The sequence below is a fragment of the Ideonella sp. P3_A4 genome, from assembly GCF_056403075.1.
Genome location: NZ_JBFUGE010000053.1, coordinates 1 through 20862 on the forward strand (window position 1 = coordinate 1; position 20862 = coordinate 20862).

The window sequence follows — 20862 nt, forward strand, 5'->3', positions numbered from 1 at the left end:
GATCAAAACAAGGGCATCCAGGTGGGCGGCCTACGCCTACTCGTTCGTCGACTGAGTCAAATACTTGAGATCGTCATTGGCTACTTCGTACCCGGGGCCAAGCCGCCCGGTGGCCGCGGGCGCTGGCCGTGGCTGGTGGTGGCAGTGATGGTGGTGGTTGTTCTGTTTGCTGTGGCGGTCGCCGGGGCGGTAACTCGTATTCCCTGGTGAGCCGCCGTGCACCCGGGTCCGTGGTGGCTCCGGCCATCGGCCGATCCATCGACCCGGTCCACGAGGAAACCACCATGAACCGCAAGCTGTCATCGCTTCAACGCACTGTTTTCGCGACCCTCTTGTCGATCGGCCTGCTGCCGGCCGCGCACGCCTACCCCTGGACCAGCACCGGGTCGACCGGCACACCGGACGAAGACGCGCTCCCGACCGACGTTTCACCGGGCAAGATCACGATGAACATGCCCTATGCGACGCTGAAGGCCACGCAGGCCTCGATGTTCGCGACGATCCGCTACAACGTCACCGCCGTCTTCGACACGAGCTACAACTTCACGCCATATCTGCAGATGCGCTTCCTCGACAGCGGGACCACCACGCAGGTTTACGCGGTGCTCAGGGCCTACAACACCACCACCGGCGTCAGCCGCACACTCGCCACGCTGGACAGCAACAGCTTTCCTGCATCCGCCGCGTACCAGACGCAGACCGCCTGTTCGTCGAACAACCAGTGGATCAATGACTTCGTGAACGAGGTGTACTACGTCGATGTCACGCTGAGCCGCACCAGCACGACGGGTTCGGCGGCCGTGGCTGCGCTGCGCGTCAACGAGTGCCTCYGGTAAGCGTGATCGAGCCCTGTCGGTTCGGCTGCGGCTGCAGCTGACCGGGGCCGGCGAACACGCCGGCCCTTTCCCTCTCATTGCCTTCTTGACATCCGACAAGCCCCAAGTCGGTGGTGAAGGTGCTTGCGCCCGCGACGCTGGTGGTCTAAAGTTAATCCAAATAACGGAATTCAATTCCGTTAATCGGAATACAAACAGCCGCCTGCCCGAATCGCCCGCCGCCACACCTCGCCATGAGCGCCCCCTTCGCCGACCGCCGCACGCTGGACTTTCTGCTGTTCGACTGGCTGCAGGTGGCGTCGCTGTCGGCGCTGCCCCGTTTTGCCGAGCACAGCCGCGACACCTTCACCGCGGCGCTGGACACGGCCTGGCAAATCGCCGAGTGTGAGTACGCGCCGCTGAACGCGCGCCTGGATGCCGATGAGCCGCAGCTGGTCGACGGCCGGGTGGTGCGGCCCGCGCCCTTGTCGAAGGCGCTGCGCTTGGCGCTGGCCAGTGCTCATGAGGCCGGCTTCATCGCCGCCGCGTTCGGCAGCGAATGGGGCGGCATGCAGTTGCCGCAGGTCGTGGCGCAGGCCTGTGGCGCGGTGTTCAAGGCTGCGTCGGTGGCGATCGACACCTACTCGTCGCTGAGCATCGGTGTGGCCAACCTGCTGGCTGCGCACGGCACGCCGGCGCAGCAAGCGCGCTTCCTGCCGCCGCTGCTGGCGGGCCGCTGGTTCGGCACGATGGTGTTGACGGAGCCGCAGGCCGGTTCGTCGCTGGCCGAGGTCCGTGCCAGCGCGACGCCGCGGCCCGAAGGCGGCTACGTGATCCGCGGCCAGAAGATCTTCATCACCGCCGGTGACCACGAGCTGGCCGACAACATCGTGCACCTGGTGCTGGCGCGGCTGCCCGATGCGCCGGCCGGCACCAAGGGCCTGTCGCTGTTCATCGTGCCGAAGATCCGTGTCGACTCTGGCGGCGCGCTGGGCATGGCCAACGACGTGCAATTGGTCGGGCTGATCCACAAGATGGGCAGCAAGGGCACGACCTCGGCGCTGCTGCAGTTCGGGGACAACGGCCGCTGCGTCGGCGAGCTGCTCGGCGCGCCGCACCAGGGCCTGGCCTGCATGTTCAAGATGATGAACGAGGCCCGCATCAACGTCGGCATCGCAGCTTCGGTGCTGGCCGGTGCCGGCTACCAGCAGGCGCTGGCCTATGCACGCGAGCGGCTGCAGGGCCGCCTGACGACGGACCTTGCAGCACCGCCGGTGCCCATCGTCCGCCATGCCGACGTGCGGCGAATGCTGCTGGCGCAGAAGTGCATCGCCGAAGGTGGCCTCGCGCTGTGTCTGCAAGGTGCGCTGTGGGCCGACCTGCAAGCGAACGCGACCACCCCGCCCGAACGCCGTCACGCCGGCCTGTTGCTGGACCTGATGACCCCCGTGATCAAGGCCTGGTGCTCGGGCCAGGGCCGACGCGCCAACGCGCTGGCGGTGCAGGTACTGGGCGGCTATGGCTACACCCGCGACTTCCCCGTAGAGCAGCACTACCGCGACAACCGCCTGAACTCGATCCACGAGGGCACCGACGGCATCCAGGCGCTGGACCTGCTGGGCCGCAAGCTCGGCGCGCACGAGGGAGAGGCGTTTGAGCTGTTGTCGCGCGAGGTCGCGCAAACCGTTGACCAGGCACGTCACGCCGAGCCGCTGGCCGCACTCGCCGACGAGCTCGCACACGCCTGGGCCGAACTGCGCACCACCACCCGCCTGCTGCAGGTCGCACTGACGCAAGACACCCCACGCGCGCTGGCCCATGCGACGACCTACCTGCAGGTCTTTGGCCACAGCGTGATCGCCTGGATCTGGTTGCGACTGGCGCTGACGGMGCTGCCGCAGGTCGATGGCCCCGAGGCCGACTTCCACCGCGGCAAGGTGCTCGCGGCGCGCTACTTCTTCCGCCACGAGCTGCCGGCCACCGGCCCGCAACACCGCCTGCTGCGCAGCCTCGATCCGCTGCTGGTCGAGCTCGACGACGCCCAGCTTTGAACCCACTCCTCGGAATGCCCATGAGCTTCGAACCCAACGCCAAGACCGAACGCCTGCTGGCGCGCCTCGTCGCCTTCATGAACGAGCACATCTACCCCAACGAAGCACGATTCACGCAAGAGGTGTCCACCGGTGATCGTTGGGCGCCGCTACCGCTGATCGCCGAGCTGAAGGTCAAGGCCCGCGCCGCCGGGCTGTGGAACCTGTTCCTGCCGGCCTCCGAAGCCGGCGCCGGCCTGACGAACCTCGAATACGCGCCGCTGTGCGAACAGATGGGCCGCGTGCTGTGGTGCGCCGAGGCCTTTAACTGCTCGGCGCCCGACACCGGCAACATGGAGGTGCTGGAGCGTTACGGCACGCCGGCGCAGAAGGAGCGTTGGTTGAAGCCATTGCTGGATGGCGAGATCCGCTCATGCTTCGCGATGACCGAGCCGGGCGTGGCCTCGTCCGATGCGACCAACATCGAGTGCCGCATCGTCCGCGATGGTGACGACTACGTGATCAACGGCCGCAAATGGTGGTCGTCCGGCGCGGTCGACCCACGCTGCCAGCTCTTCATCCTGATGGGCAAGACCGACCCGGCGAACCCGGACCGGCACCGCCAGCAGTCGATGGTGATCGTGCCGCGAGACACGCCTGGGGTTCAGGTGCTTCGCCCTTTGAGCGTCTTCGGCTACGACGACGCCCCGCACGGCCACGCCGAGATTCAGTTCATCGATGTTCGGGTGCCCGCTCATAACCTGTTACTCGGTGAAGGCCGCGGCTTCGAGATCGCACAGGGCCGGCTCGGCCCGGGTCGCATCCACCACTGCATGCGGGCCATCGGCATGGCCGAGCGGGCACTCGAAGCGATGTGCCGCCGCACACTGTCGCGCACTGCTTTCGGCAAGCGCCTGGCCGAACAGGGCGTGACGATGGAGCGCATCGCCGAGTGCCGCATCCTGATCGACCAGGCGCGCCTGCTGGTGCTGCAGGCTGCTCACCTGATGGACACGGTGGGCAACAAGGCGGCAGCCAAGCAGATCGCGATGATCAAAGTGGCCGCGCCGGCGATGGCCTGCCGCGTCATCGACTGGGCCATGCAAGCCCATGGCGCAGCGGGCGTCAGCAGCGACTTCCCTCTCGCCTACGACTACGCGCAAGTGCGCACCCTGCGTTTCGCCGACGGGCCCGACGAGGTGCACCGCCAAGCGATCGCCAAGCTCGAACTGGCGGCTTACTCATGAGCCGCCGGGCCGTTCCCAAGGCGAATTCCGGAGTGCGATGCACGGAGGATGCCCAATGAACACAGTCGACACCCATCCCGGCCCCAACGGCCACGCCGTCCGCTCGCCTCGCAAGCCACGCCCCAGCGGCGTCGGCAGCGCGGCCCAGACCTCGCACGTGGTGCGCGAGATCGATGACGCCGACCCGGACTTCGTCAGCGCGATCGGCCGGGCCTTTGCCATCCTGCGCTGCTTCCGTTCGCACCAGAAGCTGCTCGGCAACAAGGAGCTGGCCAGCCTGACCGGCCTGCCCAAGTCGACCATCGCGCGGCTGACCTACACGCTGACGCGGCTGGGTTACCTCGAGTTCCTGCCAGCACAGCAGAAATACAGCCTGGGCATCGGCACCTTGACGCTGGGCCAGGCCTACCTGGCCGGGCTGGACGTGCGTGAGGTTGCTCGGCCGCTGATGCAGGCGCTGGCCGATGCGGCTGGCGCCACCGTGGCGCTCGGCGCACCACACGGCCAGGACATGGTGTTTCTCGAGATCTGCCACGGCAACCCGGTCTTCATGATGCGCGTGGCCGTCGGCCAGCGCGTGCCGCATGGCATGACCGCGCTCGGCCGGGCCTACATCGCGGCGCTGCCCGAGGCCGAGCGCCAACGCTTCTCGGCCGAATACAAGCCCCGCGTGCCAGCCGCCGAATGGGCCCGCCTCGAAGCGTTGGCCGACCAGGCGATCGCCGATGTGCAGCAGCACGGCTTCTGCTGCTCGCTCGGCGACTGGAGCGACGAGGTCTTCGCCGCCGGCGTGCCGATGGTCTCGGCCGACGGCCGCAAGGTGCTGGCGCTGAGCTGCAGCGGCCCGGTACACGAGATGAGCCGCGAACGATTGCTGAACGACATCGGCCCCCGCCTGGTCGCCCTGCGCGACCGTGTGCATGCGGCCTTGGGTGGTCAGTTCTGACACGCACGGACCCCACACGACACCACGACGGAGACACACGCCATGACCCGCAGTACCTTTCTTGCCCGGCCTGCCTTGCCTTTCAGACCCTGCAACGCGGTGGCGGCCTTGTTCGTCGGCACCGCGCTGCTGGTGGGCAGTGGTGCCACACACGCTCAAGCCGCCGCGGCCCCGGCCGCAGCCGCTTCGGCCGTCGAGCCCACGCCCGAGGGCCAGCTCGAACGCATCACGATCACCGCTGAAAAACGCTTGACGCTGCTCGACAGCACACCCGCTGCCGTCACCGCATTGAACGGCGGCAAGCTGGCCGAGCAAGGCCTGTCGACCTTCTTCGACGTCGTCACGCAAGTGCCCAACACCTCGTTCACGACCGGCCAGGGCGCCTCGCAGCTGTTCATCCGCGGCATCGGCAACGTCTTCATCCTGGCCGGCGGTGACCCCGGTGTCGCGCTGTACGCCGACGGCGCCTACGTGTCGGACCAGACCAGCTCGAACGTCTCGCTGTTCGATCTGCAGCGCGTGGAGGTACTGCGTGGCCCACAAGGCGCGCTCTACGGCCGCAACGCCACCGGTGGCGCGATGAACCTGATCTCGGCCGCGCCGACCTCGACCTTCCAGGCCCGCGCCGGCGTGCTGTTCGGCAGCTTCAACCGCAAGGAAAGCGAAGGCTTCGTCTCGGGCCCGGTCTTTGGCGAGAACAGCGGCACGCGCATGCGCCTGAGCTACCAGGTCAAGAGCATGGACGGCTACACCGACAACCCGTTGGCCGGCACGTCGAACCCACCGGTGATCAGCGGCAAGTCGACCACCGGGCCGGACCACCTCGACGACCTGTCGTCACGGGCCCTGCGCCTGCAAAGCCTGAGCGACATCGGCGATGGCACGCTGCACCTGCAGGCCGGCCATTTCTATGAACGCGACGCCGGCCCGAGCATGCCGCTGCTGGTCGATCCGGTGATGATCCCGGGCGTGCTGTTCGGCGTCACGCCCAGCACCGACCCGCGCATCGTCAAGAGCCAAGGCGCGTCGAACTTCATCGAGGCCAACTCGCTGCTGGCCCGGTGGGAGCAGCCGGTTGGTGACGCGACGCTGAACATCAGCGCCAGCTTCCGCAAGAGCCACGCCGACAGGCTGTGGGACAGCGATGGCACCGAGGCCGGCGTGGCCACCAGCGGCTTCAAGACCCAGAGCGAAGACACCAGCCTCGACGCTCACCTGGCTGGTGAGAGCGGTGCGCTGACCTGGCTCGTCGGCGCGACCGCGCTGCAGTTCAACCAGCGGCAGGACATCGACATCCAGACGCTGCTGCCGTTCCCGGTCGCACCGGGTGTGTTCGTGCCCTTCCCGGTCGAGTTCCTGCTCGGCGGCAAGGTGCGCACCGAGTCGGCAGCGCTGTACACCGACCTGCGCTACACCTTCAGCCCACAGCTGTCGTTGTTGGCCGGCGTGCGCCTGAGCCATGACCGCAAGACCGCCGACGAGTACCAGCACATCAACCCGATCGCCCCGCCGGCGACCGGCTCCCCCGAGCCCGGCAATTGGACCAGCGTGCCCGGCAGCCTGGGTCTCGAATACAAGTTCGACAAGAGCACGCTGGCTTATGCCCGCTACGCGCACGGCTTCAAGTCCGGCGCGGTGAACCTCGGTTCGCTGCAGGGCGAGATGGTCAAGCCCGAGAACGTCGATTCGATCGAACTCGGCTTCAAGACCGACTTCTGGGAACGCCGCGGCACGCTGGGTGCGGCACTGTTCAGCAGCCGCTACAAGGACATGCAGGTTTCGCAAGTGGGCCAGGCGACGGTGATCCTCGCCAACGCATCGAAGGCCCAGATCGACGGCGCAGAGATCGAGCTGCAGATGCGACCGGTGCCCTCGTTGACACTGGGCTTGTCGCTCGGCCTGATGGACCCGCGCTACACCGATTTCACCAACACCGACCTGCGCAACGCGACGCCACCGGAGAACGTCAAAGGCAACCAGCTGCCGATGGTGTCGAAGGCCAACGCTGCGGCCAGCGCCGAATACAGCGCCACCGTCGGTGGCCTGAAGACCACGCTGCGGGTCGACTACGTCTGGCGCGACAAGGTCTACTTCACCGAGTTCAACACCCCCGATGCGAAGCAGGACGCCTACGGCCTGCTGAACCTGTCGGCCTCGTTGCGCTCGGCCGAGCGGGGCTGGAAACTCTATGCCTACGTGAAGAACGTGACCAACGAGACGGCGATCACCAGCATGAGCATCGCCTCACCGCTGCTGGGCGCGGCGCGCCAGGTCACCTACACACCGCCACGCGAGCTGGGCCTGGGTGTGGCATTCGATTTCTGATTCACACGCGAAGGAGCCCACGATGGCCGACACCGTGCATGGACACTGCGCCACCCGCTTCGAGCCGCTGCGCCAGGCTTTTGCATCGTTGTTCGACAGCGGCGCCGATCTCGGTGCGTCGATGGCACTGACGATCGACGGCGAGTTCGTCGTCGACCTGTGGGGCGGCCACACCGACGAGGCGAAAACGCAAGCCTGGCAGCGCGACACGATCACCCACGTCTGGTCGACCACGAAGACGATGGTGGCCTTGTGCGCGCTGTCGCTGGTCGACCGCGGCGAGCTGGACCTGGAGGCACCGGTCGCGCGCTACTGGCCCGAGTTCGCTGCCAACGGCAAGGCCGGCATCCTGGTGCGCCACCTGCTGGCCCACACCTCGGGCGTGCCGGGTTGGGCCGAGCCGATCACGACCGAAGACCTGTTCGATTGGGACAAGTGCACCACGCTGCTCGCGGCCCAGTCGCCATGGTGGCAACCGGGCACCGCTTCGGGCTACCAGGCGCTGAACCACGGTCATCTGGTCGGCGAAGTGATCCGCCGCATCACCGGGCTGAAGACCGGCGCGTTCTTCGCCGAGCAGTTCGCGCGACCACTCGGCGCGGACTTCCACATCGGCCTCGCGCCATCCGAGTTCCACCGCGTCGCCAACGTCGTGCCGCCACCACCGCTGCCGATCCCGTTCGACCAGCTGCCGCCGGACAGCCCGATGCTGCGTGTGTTCACGAACCCGGCCGCGCCGGCTGAAGCCAGCTGGGGCAGCGCATGGCGACAGGCCGACCTCGGCGCGTTCAACGGCCACGGCAACGCGCGTTCGGTCGCGCAGCTGCAGTCGATCGTTGCCTGCGGCGGCGAGCTGGGCGGCCGGCGCTGGCTGAAGCCTGAGACTGTCGCGCGCATCTTCGAGCCGCAGGCCGAGGGTGTCGACTTGGTGCTCGGTGCGCCGCTGAAGCTGGGCATTGGCTACGGCCTGCCACTGGCTGCGATCACGCCCTACCTGCCCGACGGCAAGATCGCTTTCTGGGGCGGCTGGGGCGGCTCGATGGTGCTGGCCGACACCGAGCGCCGGCTGTGCTTCGCCTACATGATGAACAAGATGGCGCCCGGCATCGTCGGCGGGCCGAACGTGGCAGGCCTCGTGGCCTGCCTGTACGGCCTGCTGACGAAAGTCTGAGGCGCGGTCGTTTCAGTTGGCCGCGTCACACGGCGTGGCCATCGTGGCGATGAAGCTGCGGAACTCGCCATCGCGCGTGCCGCGGCCGATGATCTGGCCGGATGGGCTGATGCGCGAGGGCTCCAGCGTTGTCCAGTGCGTGCCCTCCTCGCCGAGCAGTGCCTTGAACAGGTAGCTGACGCCGGGGCACGAGATCACGTCGGCCTGGAAGGTGTGCGAGTAGCTGTGGGCCAGCACCACGTCATCGTCGCTGATGCCTTTGACGGTCGTGACCTTGTGGCCCTCGGCTTTGGGCAGCGTCTTGTACTTGGCGCCGTTGTAGACGTAGCAGTGGAGCACGTCGGTGCAGCCCACGATGTGGCCGGCGTTGTTGATCCCCACGGCCGAGCCGTAACCGACCTTGGCGATGCTGCCCAGGTAGCGGATGTGGCCCTCAGCGTCCCAGGTCACCGGACGCTGACCCTTGTCGCCGCGCTGGAAACCCACCACGACACTCTGGTCGTTGATGTCCGCCGGGTACGCGCCTTGGTCGTTCAGGCTGGGCAAGCGCTTGTAGACCCCGTTGTCGTACATGCCGGGCCAGGTGTAGTCCGTCTCCGGGCCAATGACTTGGCGTTTGGCATTGATGCCGGAAACGTCCGCCAGTTCAGAAACGCGCGCGCGCACGCCGCCGAACCACACCAGCGAATAGTTGCCGTTGGCGGAAATCACTCCGGCGGCCACGTCCCCGTCAGCGTTGATGAAGGCGCTCCACGCCTTGCCGCTGTCGACCAGCTCGGTGACRTCGCCGCCGGCCCAGGTGCCCCAGGGCGACAGCCAGTCGCCCGTCTGACCGACGATCATGCCGGAGACATTGATGTCCGTGAAGCCGATCGGAGCATGCTGCCCGCTCGGCCCAAAGGATTGCATGGTGTAGCTGGGCGCGGCGCCCGCCTGGGCGGGCACCAGCGAGACGGCGGCAAAGGCGGCCAGGGCAGCAATTACCCGGCCGGTGAGGTGGAATGCGGTCATGACGATCTTCCGATAAATCGAGATCGATATTGTCCATTCACATAAGTCGTTATTCTTTCACGCCAATCGTCAAGAAAAGTCAGTCGCCGGTGGTCCTGACTCCAGTCATGGCGGCCATCCTTCGTTGAAAGAACGGATGGTAGTTAACTATGGCGTTAGAGCTTGCTGGAACCAAGGAATGAGTTTCATTCTGGTGGTGCGAACTTGATACGTCACTAACTCGTTAGTTACATAGTATTTTGCAGCGCAATCTCGCCCGGCCAGAAAGAGCCTCCCGCCAGCGCAGCGGGCTCAGCCGACCGGCCACGGTGCGGCCATGAAGACAATCGTCATAAGGGAGAAGGCTGCGGCCAAGGTGCCTAAGGCGGCCCCACGCCCACCGCGTTGCCCTCGGGTCAACGCGCATCGGCGATGAGAAAAAGCAGATCTGATCGTGCAGTGAATCCGTCAAGGGCCTGGCAGTGGAGAAACGCCCCACAGAGTGATCACCTCGGCTTGACATACATCAACCCCATGGAAACTTCGGGCCCCTGAGCCGACTCACAATGAATGGATCGATGTCGGAGGGAACTTGGGCGACGTGGTGAACGAAGAACACCAGGACGATGCAGCACTGGTCCAGCGTTGCCGTCAAGGCGACGCGTCGGCCTGGCCGCTGCTGGTCGGCCGCTACCAGCGCCTGGTCTATGCCATCGTCACCCGCATGGGGCTGGACGAGCACGTGGCGGCCGACGTGTTCCAGACCGTGTTCGAGAGACTGGTGCAGCACCTGTCCACGTTGCGCGAGCCCGAACGGTTGCAGGCCTGGATCGTCACCACCGCCAAGCGCGAGGGCCTTGCTGCGCGCCGGCATGGGCAGCGCCAGGTCTCGATGACGCGTGACGACGACGGCGACAGCCAGAGCCACGCCGAGTGGGACATCGCCGACGACAGCCCCGGCGCCGAACAGCGGCTGGACGAATTGCAGCAGCTGCATGGATTGCGGCTGGGGCTGGACCGGCTCGACGAGCGTTGCCGCGAGCTGTTGCTGCTCGTCTTTCGCGACGACGAAGACCGTCTCGGCTACGACGAAGTGAGCCGGCGGCTGAACCTGCCGGTGGGCAGCATCGGCCCGACCCGCTCGCGCTGCCTGGGCAAATTGCGCAAACTGTTGCCCTGAGCCCGGTCGCTTGTGTATCTGGTCGCACCCACCAACCTCTGTCTCGCATACCCGCCCTGCAGACCCAAGCCATGAACTCCCCGCTGCCCCCCTTGAGTGACGACGAGCTGCTGGCCCGGCTGCCGGCCGCCGCGGCCCTGCCCGATGCTCCGGCCGATTGGCAGCGCCGCGCGCTGACGGCCTGGCGCGCATCGGCCAGCCTGTCGTTGGCGCAGGCCGTCGATGCGCTGCGCCAACGGGTGCTGGCGGTGCTCAGCTTCGACAGCTGGGCCCAGTCGCCGCTGGCGGCCGGTCTGCGCTCCACCGGCTCGACCACACGCCAGCTGGTGTTCAGCGCCGAGGGCCGCGACATCGACCTGCGCATCTCGCCCAGCGGTGAACGCTTCGCGGTTCATGGCCAGGTGCTGGGGCCGGACGACAGCGGCGCAGTCGCGCTGGCCCCCGAGCAGGCAGCGGCCACTGTCTACGAGACGGCGCTGGACGCCATGGGCGAATTTCATCTGGCCGGTGTGGCGCCGGGCCGTTACCAGCTGAGCCTGCTGCTGGCTGGGCACGAGATCGTGTTGCCGCCGTTCGAGGTCGGCACGAGCCCCAAGGACAGCAGCGCTGGCTGACACCGCCACCCCGACGGAGCGGGCGCAGCGCCTGCTCGACGAGGGCGCGGCCACACCGCCGGCGCTCGACCTGGCGCTGGCCTGGGCGCTGAAAGACGCCTGCTACGCCGCCTGGAGCACCRAGCCCCGCCGCGCCGCGCAGGCCGCCGAGCTGTTGAACCAGGGGCTGCGGCAAATGCCGCCGGCCACCACGGCCCCCACCGAGATCGAAGCGCTGGCCGCGTGGACACGCGGCATCGCGCTGATCACGCAGGGCCAGATGGCCGAGGCGGTGACGGCCTTCGACGACGCGCGCAGGCGCTTCGATCAACTCGACCAATCCGGCCCGGCCGCGCAGACCCAGGTGCCCAAGATCATGGCGCTGGCGATGCTGGGCCGGCGCGAAGAGGCTGCCGCCTGCGCAGAACGGACACAGGCCGCTTTCGTGGCCCAGGGCGACGTGCGGGCCGCCAGCAAGGTCAGCCTGAACCTGGGCAGCCTGCACCTGCGGCACGACGAATTTGCGCTGGCCGCACGCCACTACCGCGAAGCGGCGCGGCTGTTCGCCAAGGTCGAAGACCATGAACACTCGGTGATGGCCGACATCGGCCTGGCCGACGCGCTGACCGGCCTCGGCGACCTCGACGAAGCCGAGCGCATCTGCACCCGCGCCCGCACTCGCGCCGCGGCGCATGGGCTGCCCGTGCTGCAGGCGATGGTCGACGAATCGGCGGCCTTGCTGGACCTGTCGCGCGGCCGCTTTGGCGCCGCGCTGGCTGGCTTCGAACGCGCCCGCGCTGGCTACGAGCAGCTCGCGATGCCGCAGCACCTGGCGATCGCCGAGAAGCAGCTGGCCGACGCCTACCTCGAGCTGCGCCTGCTGCCCGAAGCCGATGCGCTGTTCGCGCAGGCGCTGCAGAAATTCGATGCGCTGACGATGCCCAATGACAAGGCCTGGACGCTGGCGCAGCGGGGCCGCGGCCTGGCGCTGGGCGGCAATGCAGCGGCTGCGGCGGGCCAGTTCGACGTGGCGCTGGCGTTGTTCGAAGCACAGGACAACGAGGCTGGCCACGCGGCCGTGGCGCTGGCCCGCGCCGAGCTGGCGGTGGCACAGCAAGACCCCGTGCAGGGCCTGCACTGGGCCGAGGTGGCGGTCAGCGCCTGCGCTTCGGCGGGCTCGGACGACGGCGCCGCGCGTGCAGCGCTGGTGCGAGCTCAAGCGTTGGCATTGGCGGGCGACGCACCGCTGGCGCGCGAGGCCTTCATCGCGACGCTGGCCCAAGCGCGCAGCAGCGGTCGCTTGTCGGCGGAGGTGCGCAGCCTCGTCGGTCTGGCCTTGGCCGAGCAGGCCTTGCGCCACGACGATGCAGCGCGCACCGGCTTCGAATCGGCGGTGGCCTTGTTCGAAGACATGCGTCAGGCCTTGCCTGGTGACGACGTGCGCCGTGCCTTTCTCGCCGACCACCTGCGCCCGTACCGCGAGCTGCTGCGCTATGCATTGCAGGACCATGCGCGCGCGGCCACGCCTGCAACGGCCGCCGCGGTGCTGTGCGCGGCCGACCGCGTGCGCGCCCGCACGCTGAGCGAGCGGCTCGCCGGTGGCGCCGCTGCAGATAGCACCACCGACGAAGCGACCCAGGCGCTGCGGGCCCGCGTCAGCTGGCTGTCGCGGCGTGCGCAGGGGCTGGAAGACGAGGACGACACGCCATCGGCCACCTTGGTCGACGAACTGCGCGACAGTGAACAGCGCCTGCTCGAGCAGGTGCGGCGCCAGCGGCTGGCAGGTGGTGTTCTGCCCACTCAGGCGGCGCCAGGCAACCGACTGGATGTGGACGCGGTGTGCGCTGCCCTGGCCGACGACGAGGTGCTGATCGAATACGCCCAGCTCGACGATGAATGGCTGGCCTGCGTGCTGAAACGCGACGGCATCACCGTGCAGCGCCAGCTGGCCGGCTCGGCCCCGCTGATGCGGGCGCTGCAGGCGGTGCAATTCCAGCTCGACGCGCTGGGCCACGGCGCGGCGCCGATGGACACCCACCTACCGGTGCTGACAACACGTTGCGGCACCCGCTTGCAACAGCTGCACGCACTGGTCTGGGCGCCGCTCGCCGCGGCGGTGGGCGATGCACGCCGCGTGCTGCTGGTCGCGCCGGCACCTCTGGGCAGCGTGCCGTTCGCTGCTTTGACTGATGGCCAGCAATTACTCGCCGAGCGTCACGAACTGGTCTGGCTGCCCAGTGCGGGCGGTGTCTTGCGAGCTGCGGCCCGGCAGGCCAGCACAGGGCCGCGCCGCGTGCTGGTGATGGGCGAATCGACGCGGTTGCCGCATGCCGGCGATGAAGCGCGCGCTGTCGCGGCGGCCTTTGCCGACGCCGAGCTGCGGCTGGACGCCCAAGTCACGGTCGACGCTTTGCGCACACAAGCAGGCCGCGCCGACCTGCTGCACCTGGCCTGCCATGCGCAGTTCCGCGCCGACAGCCCAAGCTTTTCGGCGCTGCACCTGCACGACGGCGCACTGACCGCCGAGCAGGTCGAGACGTTGCAGCTGCGGGCCCAGGTCGTGGTGCTCAGCGCGTGCGAAACCRCGGGCCGCGAACCCGGGGCCAATCCGCCGCGCGGCGACGAGTGGGTCGGCCTGGTGCGGGCCTTCTTGCTGGCCGGCGCCGAGCGCGTGGTGGCCAGCCTGTGGCCAGTTGACGACCGCGTCACCGCAGGCTTCATGGCCGGCTTCCACCACGCACTGGCGCAGGGCGAGGCACCGGCCGCGGCGTTGCGCCAGGCCCAGCTCGCGCTGCGCGAACAGCATCCGCATCCGTTCCACTGGGCTGCGTTTGCCCTCTACGGCGGGAGCTGACAGCCCCACGACAGCCCACCGCACTACCCTTGATGTATCAGGCAGGCCGCTGCGCGCTCTGTTGCGCGTCGCCACCCTGCCGCGAAGGTGTTCCCATGAAGTCCTTGCGTTTTCCCCCCGCTTCCCCATCCCGACTCGCGCTGAGCCTGTCGCTGGCCTTGGCATCCCTCGCACCCGCCGCGCAGGCCAAGGGGCCGAAAGACCCTTACCGTGACGACGAAGTGCTGGTGCGCCTGCACAGCACGGCCGGGCTCGGCCCCTTGCTGGCCAAGCACCACCTGACTGTCGTGCAGCAATCGGGCGCACGGCCTATCTACCGGCTCGGCCTGGTGGCCGGCGACGGCGTCATCAGCAAGGTCAAGGCACTGGCCCTGGAGCCAGAGGTGATCGCCGCCGAGGCCAATGTGCAGCCGCGGGCGCCCGAAGCGCGCAAGAACGCGGTCTGGGCCATCGGCAGCGAGGTCGAGTACCGCGAACAGTGGGCGCCCGCGGCGATGCATCTGGCGCAGGCGCAACTGATCACGCAGGGCGCCGGCATCCGCGTGGCAGTGCTCGACACCGGCGTCGATCTAACCCACCCCGCGTTGGCTGGCAAGCTGCTGCCCGGGCGTGACTTCGTCGACGGCGACAACGACCCGCGCGAGGAAGGCGACCGCTCGAACGCCGGCTTCGGCCACGGCACCCATGTGGCCGGACTCGTGGCGCTGGTGGCACCCGCCGCGAAGATCGTGCCGGTGCGTGTGCTCGATGCCGAGGGCCGCGGCGATGTCTGGATGCTGGCCGATGCACTGGCCTGGGCCATCGACCCCGATGGCAACCCGGCCACCGACGACGGTGCCCATGTCGTCAACATGAGCCTGGGCACGCTGGACCGAACGCGCATTGTCGACGCGCTGATGACGCTGTCGGCCTGCGCGATCCCGAAGCCCGGCCCCAAGCCCGACACCGACTACACCGACCCCGGCTATGACGCGGACAAGGCGCGCTGCGCCGCGCACGGCGGTGCGGTGATCACCGCCGCCGCGGGCAACGAGGGCAACGAACGGGCGAAGGAGTACCCGGCCGCCGAAGGCGTCTACGGCCTGCTGCCGGTGGGTGCCAGCGCCKACAACCACCGGCTGGCGGACTTCAGCAACAGCGGCTCGTGGGTCGACGTGGCCGCCCCCGGTGACCACATCACCAGCACCGTGCCCGGCGGTCAATACGGCACCTGGAGCGGCACCTCGATGGCCTCGCCGCTGGCAGCCGGCGTCGCGGCGTTGGTGCGTGCACGGTCACCGAAGCTGATGCCCGTCGACGTGACGAAGCGGATCGAAAGGAGTGGTGCGCAGCTGTGCGGCAACACCAACATCGTGCAGATCGACGCGCTGGCGGCGGTGAAGAACAAGGCCGCGCCAGACCTGTCATGCCTTTGATGCGCTGAGCCGCGACCAATAAAAAGGCGGCCCTCGCGGGCCGCCTTTGTCGTTGAGCCTGGCGACTCAGCGGTTGCGGCAGTTCACCGTCTTGGTGGCAATCACCTTGCCGCTCGCGTCCAGCAGCGAACCGGTGGCCATGCCGCCGACGATGAAGTTCTTGGCGATCGGCGTGGCGCCTTGCTTGATGTCGCGCTTGTTGCTGTCGAAGTCGAACTCGACCTCGTCGCCGACCGTGTGCTCCAGCGGGCTTTGCGCGCTGTTGGCACCCGAACTGAACATGGCGGAGTAGTTGCCCGAGGCCAGGTTCTGGCCATCGACCGAGCCACGTGAACGGTCGCTGCGGGTTTCGCACTTGACGCGGATCGTGACGGCCGCGGCGTCGAACGCCACCAGGCTCAGGGCAGAAAAGGCAGCCAGCATGGCCAACGAACGGTTCAGGGTCTTGCTCATGATTTCTCCGGATCTGGTTGAAGAAGACCGGGCTTGATGCCTCGGTCTCCGACAGAGCCGGCATGGATCACCCTGATACATGCGGTGCACCCGTCATTGGCGCTGGCGGCCCGCGGCCTGTGGTTCAGTCGGCCGCGTCGCAAGGCGTGGCCATCGTCGCCACAAAGCTGCGCGACTCGCCATCGCGAACGCCCCTGCCGATGATCGAGCCGGACGGGCTGATGCGCGTCGGGACGAACTCCGACCAATGTGTCCCCTCCTCGCCCAGCAGCGTCTTGAACAGGTAGGTGACGCCCGGGCACGAGATCACGTCGGCCTGGAAGGTGTGCGAATAGACGCGGCCCAACACCACGTCATCGTCACTGACCCCGTAGACCGTCGTGACCTTGTGGCCATCAACCCGCGGCAGCCTGCGGTATTTGGCACCGTCGTAGAGGAAACAATGGAGCACGTCGGTGCAGCCGACGATGTGGCCCGCGTTGTTGATCCCGTCGGCCTGCCCGTAGCCGACCTTGGTGGTGCTGCCCAGGTAGCGAATGGTGCCGTCGGCGTCCCAGACCGCCGGACGCGCCTTGCCCATGTCACCGCGCTGGAACCCGACGACGACACCCTGGTCGTTGATGGCAGTCGGAAAAGCCCCGTGCTTGTTCAGACTGGCCATGCGCTTGAAGACGCCGTTGTCGTACATGCCCGGCCAGATGTAGCCCTTTTCGGCGCCGACTACCTGACGCTTGGCATTGATGCCGGAGGTGTTCGCCAGCTCGGACACGCGATGGCGCTCGCCGCCAAACCACACGAGGACATAGTTGCCGTCCTTGTCGACCACGTCCGCGGCGACGTCCCCCAGCGCGCTGATGAAGGCCGCCGAGGCCTTCGACCCGCCGGGCAACTCGGTCATCGCGCCGCCGGCCCAGGTGACCAGGGGAGCCGGCCAACCCGGTTGCTGCCCGACGATCGTGCCCGAAGCATTGATGTCGTCGAACGTGCCCGGGGCCTGGACCCCATCCCTGGCAAATGATTGCAGCGTGTAGCTGGGCGTGGCGACCGCATGGCCAGCCCCTGTCAACGAGGCCGCGGCAATGGCGGCCAGGGCGACAGCCCGACCGGTGAAACGAAATCCAACCATGACAATCCTTCCGTCGAATGGAGCGGCGGATTGTGCGTTAAATTTCGACGTTAGCTATCGATTGCTGCGGGTTCGAACTTGGGGGGGGTCAAGCGCGCTCGAGTGCGCCTTGCCTGGCATCGGCGGCCGTGGCCGCCTGGGCTGGTGTGCAGATCTCGCCAGCAGCCCACAAGATGCCGACGACGCCAAGTGTGGCCGCCAGCAGTTGCCAGAAGCCCAGCAAGTGGGCGAACCACAGCAGCACCAGCGTGCCGACCATCGCGGCGAGGAACAGCCCCAACGCGGCGGCCTGGCGCGCCGGGGTCAGCGGCAGCTCGTAGGGTTGGCGCTTCAGGTCGAACGGCTCGCCGGGGAACATCGCCGCCACATCGGCCGGCCGCCAGCCCGGCGAGGCGAACCAGCGCTTGACCTTGTCAGCCCACGATCTGGTGTGCCAGCTGTCTCGTGCCAGCTCGACATAGAAGCTCAGGTTGGCCCAGATCGGGTTCCAGCTGCGCAGCGGCTTGATCGTGCCGTAGACGCAGGGCTCGGCGTCGTCTTCTTCGATGAAGCTGCCGAACAGCCGGTCCCAGATGATCAGGATGCCGCCGTAGTTCTTGTCGAGGTACTTCTCGTTGACGGCGTGGTGCACGCGGTGGTTGCTCGGTGAACAGAACCACCTGTCGAACCAGCCGAGCTTGCCAATCTGCTGCGTGTGGACCCAGTACTGGTACAGCAGGTCGATCAACGCGACGACACTGAACACCAGCGGCGGAAAGCCCGCCAGCGCCATCGGCAGGTAGAAGACCCAGCCGGCAATCCAGCCGCTGCTGGTCTGGCGCAGCGCGGTCGACAGGTTGTAGTCTTCGCTCTGGTGGTGCACCGAATGCGCGGCCCAGAACAGCGCCATCGTGTGGCCGAAGCGGTGCAGCCAGTAGTAGCAGAAGTCGTAGAACAGCAGCCCGACGCCCCAGACCCACAGCGCGTCGGTCGGCAACTGGGTGATCGCCGCATGCTGGTAGACCCAGGTGTAGATGCCGATCGCCGCGAGCTTGGTGAACAAGCCGGTGACCTGGCTCATCATGCCCAGCCCGATGCTGTTGACCGCATCGGCCAGGCGGTAGGTGTTGCGGCCGCGGCGCCAGCCGACGACGAACTCGATCGCGATCAGGCCGAGGAAAACCGGCGTCGCCAACACAATGATCTGGGCAGACTGCATGATCCGGCGATCATGCGGCAAAGCCGGCCTGCCGGCGTGGCCGACCTGGGGAAAGCCCGGTTCAGGATGTCACGTCAGCGGCCTGCCGCAAAGTGCGACGCGGCTCGGGGACAGGCCCCTCGCCCGCGGCGACGTCACAACTCGTCGAGTGCCGCGTCGTCGTTCAGGTGCTGGGTGTCGCCCCAGCCGACCAGCGTGAAGCCTTGCGGTGTGTAGAGCAGCCGGTTGACGCCGGTGTTGGCGAGCTCCCAGGTGCGCGGCGCATTCAACTCGACGCGCGAGGCGGCGCGGTACAGGCAGTCGAGCACGCCGCCGTGCGTGACCAGCAGCAGTGTGCGGCCGGGGTGCGCCTCGGCCAGGCGGCTGGCGGCGGCCACGCTGCGGTCGTAGAAGCCTTGCAACGTCTCGCCGCCCTCGGCGCCGAAATCAGGCTCGCGGCGGCGCCAGCGGGCGCTTTCTTCCGGCCACAGCCGCTCGACTTCGGCGTAAGTGTGGCCCTGGAAGATGCCGAAGTGGYGTTCGCGCAGGCCGGCGTCGGTGGCCAGTGGCAGACCGGTGCGGTCGGACACCGCTTGGGCGGTGTCGCGGGCGCGCACGAGGTCGCTGCAGACGATCGCATCGAGGTCTTCGTCGGCCAGCGCCTCAGCCAATCGGCGGGCCTGCTCTTGGCCGACGGCGTTGAGCGAGATGTCGGTCTGGCCCTGMAGCCGCGAGTCGACRTTCCAGGCCGTCTCGCCGTGGCGCACGGCGAGTATTCGGGTCACTTCGTCGAACACTAAACCCCCCAGGTCACCGGCTCGTCGGCGGCGAGGGCGCGTTTCATCATTTCGACCAGCGGCCAGGCGCGTTGGCGCAGCGAAATCGCGTCGCGGCTTCCTGCGGCGGCAGCGTCATCGGGCTTGTCATCGCCGGTGGCGGCGCGCGCCGCATCGTCGGCGGCGACCGCGTCGGCCAAGGCCTGGATGGCGGCCGGCATCTGGGCCGGTTCGATGATGCCTTTCGGCGTGACGTCCTTGCCGATCAGGCCGAGCACTCGGTCGCCTGTCGGGCCCATCATGATGACGTCGCCCGCGGCTTTGCTTTTGAACTTGTAAATCATGGCTTGGCGATCATCGCACGGGCCGAGATGGCGCAAGGCCGACGCGGTCAAGCGCCGAGCCCCACGACGCCCGGTTCAGGACCGGGCGCGTGCCAGGCCGCCGCTGGATTTCTTCTCGTGCGCAAGGCGTGCCAGCACGCTGGCCGCATCAAGCGGGCGGGTGCACAGAAAACCCTGCCAGCCGGTGACGCCCAGGGCCAGCAGCGATTGCCGGTGGGTCTCGGTCTCGACCCCTTCGGCATAGACCGTCAGGCCGCAGGCGCGTGCCGCACCGGCCAGCGCCACCGCCAGCCCGGCCTCGGGCGTTGCGCCTCGGGCCAGGCCATGCACCAGCTCGCGGTCGAGCTTGACCGCGTGCAACGGAAACCGGCGCAGCAGGTTCAGGCTCGCGTCGCCGCTGCCGAAGTCGTCCAGCACCAACTGCACGCCCAGATCGCGCAGCGCCATCAGCTGCGAACGCACGAGTTCGGGGTCGGTTTGCAGCGCGGCCTCGTGCACGTCGAGTTCCAGCAACTCGGCCGGCCAGTCGGCGACCTGCAGCGCTGCGGCAACGCGGCGCGCCAGGCCCGGCTGCTGGCACTGCCAGGAGCTGAGGTTCAGTGAGACACGCCAGACGAAGCCTGCGGCGCGCCAGCGTGCGGCCTGGTGCAGGGCATGTTCCAGCGCCCAATCGTCGAGCGGGCCAGCGAGCCCAGCGCGGGCGGCCAGCGGCAGGAACTGTGCCGGCGGCAGCAGCCCATGTTCACCGTCATGCCAACGCAGCAGCGCCTCGATCGCCTGGACGCGGCCGCTGGCCATGTCCACACGCGGCAAGTACCGCAGGCGCAGCGACTGGCCTGCAGCCCCTTCGCGCAATGCGCGCTGCAGGCGCGCCAGGCGCGGGCCGTCGTCGGTGGCGTCGAAGGCGTGCACGCGCCAGGCCGAACCGCCGGCGTGGCGGGCCCGTTCGAGCGCGTTCTCGGCGTGTTCCAGCAAGTCCTCAGCGCTCAGGCCCGCCTGCGGGTAGGCGGCGACGCCGATCGACACCATCAACCCGGCGGTGGCCAGCAGCCCGCCGCCGGCCGCGGCGCGGCCCTGGTCGACGAGCCGGCGCGCCAGCGCCTCGGCCGAGGCTTCGCCACACTGGCGCAGCAGCACGCCAAAGCGTGCGCCGCCCAGGCGGCCCATCGGGTGCTGCACCGGCACATGGGCGCGCAGGCCTTCGACGATGTCGCTCATCGCCCGGGCCTGGGAGTCGCCGTCGAGCGCAAACAAACGGTCGCGGTCGAATTCGATGCACAGCAGCGCCATCGGCGTGCCGTCGCGCCGCGCGGTGCCGACCGCGTCGTCGATCTGCGCAACAAAACCGTTGCGCTCGGGCCAATGGCTCAGCTCGTCGCGCGCGCCGCTGCGCAACACGCGCGGCGCACCACGGCGATGC

18 protein-coding genes are annotated in these 20862 nt (G+C 68.1%); 11 read left to right on the forward strand and 7 right to left on the reverse strand.

Going from position 1 to position 20862, the window contains the following annotated elements:
* From AC1DYI_RS08195 to AC1DYI_RS08225, 7 genes are all read left to right on the forward strand, one after another.
* The coding region (locus AC1DYI_RS08195; protein ID WP_477203600.1) for a hypothetical protein at positions 1 to 210 on the forward strand (210 nt) is incomplete at its 5' end.
* Between the two features lie 74 nt (positions 211 to 284).
* Positions 285 to 836, forward strand: coding sequence for a hypothetical protein (locus AC1DYI_RS08200; RefSeq protein WP_477203601.1), 552 nt, complete (start codon positions 285 to 287; stop codon positions 834 to 836).
* Between the two features lie 233 nt (positions 837 to 1069).
* Positions 1070 to 2866: an acyl-CoA dehydrogenase gene (locus AC1DYI_RS08205; RefSeq protein WP_477203602.1), complete on the forward strand. Its 1797-nt coding sequence runs from the start codon at positions 1070 to 1072 to the stop codon at positions 2864 to 2866.
* Between the two features lie 20 nt (positions 2867 to 2886).
* A complete protein-coding gene (locus AC1DYI_RS08210; RefSeq protein ID WP_477203603.1) occupies positions 2887 to 4092 on the forward strand; it encodes an acyl-CoA dehydrogenase family protein in 1206 nt (401 codons plus the stop codon).
* A 55-nt stretch (positions 4093 to 4147) separates the two neighbouring features.
* A complete protein-coding gene (locus tag AC1DYI_RS08215; protein ID WP_477203604.1) occupies positions 4148 to 5038 on the forward strand; it encodes an IclR family transcriptional regulator in 891 nt (296 codons plus the stop codon).
* A 42-nt stretch (positions 5039 to 5080) separates the two neighbouring features.
* Positions 5081 to 7363 (forward strand): TonB-dependent receptor, encoded by a 2283-nt coding sequence (locus AC1DYI_RS08220; RefSeq protein WP_477203605.1) that lies wholly within the window; start codon positions 5081 to 5083, stop codon positions 7361 to 7363.
* 22 nt (positions 7364 to 7385) lie between these two features.
* The gene (locus tag AC1DYI_RS08225; RefSeq protein WP_477203606.1) at positions 7386 to 8534 is read left to right on the forward strand and encodes a serine hydrolase domain-containing protein; all 1149 of its coding nucleotides are present in this window, start codon (positions 7386 to 7388) and stop codon (positions 8532 to 8534) included.
* 12 nt (positions 8535 to 8546) lie between these two features.
* On the opposite strand, the gene AC1DYI_RS08230 is transcribed toward AC1DYI_RS08225, so the two are convergent.
* The gene (locus tag AC1DYI_RS08230; RefSeq protein WP_477203607.1) at positions 8547 to 9545 is read right to left on the reverse strand and encodes a hypothetical protein; all 999 of its coding nucleotides are present in this window, start codon (positions 9543 to 9545) and stop codon (positions 8547 to 8549) included.
* Positions 9546 to 10125: 580 nt separating this feature from the next.
* Between AC1DYI_RS08230 and AC1DYI_RS08235 the strand changes: the two genes are divergently transcribed.
* From AC1DYI_RS08235 to AC1DYI_RS08250, 4 genes are all read left to right on the forward strand, one after another.
* Positions 10126 to 10704: an RNA polymerase sigma factor gene (locus AC1DYI_RS08235; RefSeq protein WP_477203617.1), complete on the forward strand. Its 579-nt coding sequence runs from the start codon at positions 10126 to 10128 to the stop codon at positions 10702 to 10704.
* 71 nt (positions 10705 to 10775) lie between these two features.
* Entirely contained in the window at positions 10776 to 11318 is a 543-nt protein-coding gene (locus AC1DYI_RS08240; RefSeq protein WP_477203608.1) for a hypothetical protein, read from the forward strand.
* A gap of 175 nt (positions 11319 to 11493) precedes the next feature.
* Positions 11494 to 14151 carry a CHAT domain-containing protein gene (locus tag AC1DYI_RS08245; RefSeq protein ID WP_477203609.1) on the forward strand — a complete coding sequence of 886 codons (2658 nt, stop codon included), beginning with the start codon at positions 11494 to 11496 and terminating at the stop codon, positions 14149 to 14151.
* Between the two features lie 95 nt (positions 14152 to 14246).
* Positions 14247 to 15566, forward strand: a complete 1320-nt coding sequence (locus AC1DYI_RS08250) for a S8 family peptidase (protein ID WP_477203610.1) — start codon at positions 14247 to 14249, stop codon at positions 15564 to 15566.
* Between the two features lie 66 nt (positions 15567 to 15632).
* Here AC1DYI_RS08250 and AC1DYI_RS08255 read toward each other — a convergent pair whose 3' ends face one another.
* The 6 genes from AC1DYI_RS08255 to AC1DYI_RS08280 all read right to left on the reverse strand — a co-directional run.
* Positions 15633 to 16019 (reverse strand): hypothetical protein, encoded by a 387-nt coding sequence (locus AC1DYI_RS08255; protein WP_477203611.1) that lies wholly within the window; start codon positions 16017 to 16019, stop codon positions 15633 to 15635.
* A 124-nt stretch (positions 16020 to 16143) separates the two neighbouring features.
* The gene (locus tag AC1DYI_RS08260; protein ID WP_477203612.1) at positions 16144 to 17145 is read right to left on the reverse strand and encodes a hypothetical protein; all 1002 of its coding nucleotides are present in this window, start codon (positions 17143 to 17145) and stop codon (positions 16144 to 16146) included.
* Positions 17146 to 17233: 88 nt separating this feature from the next.
* Positions 17234 to 18343, reverse strand: coding sequence for a sterol desaturase family protein (locus AC1DYI_RS08265; RefSeq protein WP_477203613.1), 1110 nt, complete (start codon positions 18341 to 18343; stop codon positions 17234 to 17236).
* Positions 18344 to 18477: 134 nt separating this feature from the next.
* The gene (locus tag AC1DYI_RS08270) at positions 18478 to 19107 is read right to left on the reverse strand and encodes a histidine phosphatase family protein (RefSeq protein WP_477203614.1); all 630 of its coding nucleotides are present in this window, start codon (positions 19105 to 19107) and stop codon (positions 18478 to 18480) included.
* A gap of 11 nt (positions 19108 to 19118) precedes the next feature.
* Entirely contained in the window at positions 19119 to 19493 is a 375-nt protein-coding gene (locus AC1DYI_RS08275) for a DUF1840 domain-containing protein (RefSeq protein ID WP_477203615.1), read from the reverse strand.
* A 24-nt stretch (positions 19494 to 19517) separates the two neighbouring features.
* Positions 19518 to 20862: EAL domain-containing protein (locus AC1DYI_RS08280; protein WP_477203616.1), on the reverse strand; the 1345-nt coding region annotated here is incomplete at its 5' end.